The sequence below is a fragment of the Paraburkholderia sp. SIMBA_027 genome, assembly GCF_046535315.1.
In the GTDB taxonomy this organism is placed as follows: Bacteria; Pseudomonadota; Gammaproteobacteria; order Burkholderiales; family Burkholderiaceae; genus Paraburkholderia; species Paraburkholderia tropica.
In genome coordinates this window covers 1-233 of the sequence record NZ_JAWRWY010001682.1, presented here as the reverse complement: position 1 = coordinate 233, position 233 = coordinate 1, and the positions used below count along the sequence as shown (strand labels likewise).

Genomic DNA, 233 nt, shown 5'->3' with positions numbered 1-233 from the left:
CATGGGCCTCGCGTTGCAGCGCTTCGGTGCGGCACGCTTCATAGGCGATGCCGACCGTGACCGGCTTCGTCGGACCCGGCCACGCGGCCAGCGTGCGGTCGTAATAGCCAGCGCCGTAACCCAACCGGTAACCGGCTTCGTCGAAGCCGACGCAAGGAACGAACAGCAGATCGGGAATCACGACACGCCCCGAAGTCGGCTCAGCGATCTTGTGATGGCCGATTTTCATCGGC

General features: G+C 64.4%; 1 protein-coding gene. It reads right to left on the bottom strand.

Annotation, left to right across the window (positions count from 1 at the left end; genetic code table 11):
* On the bottom strand, positions 1-233 hold a 233-nt coding region (locus SB764_RS44905; RefSeq protein WP_410867424.1), incomplete at both ends, for a 5-formyltetrahydrofolate cyclo-ligase.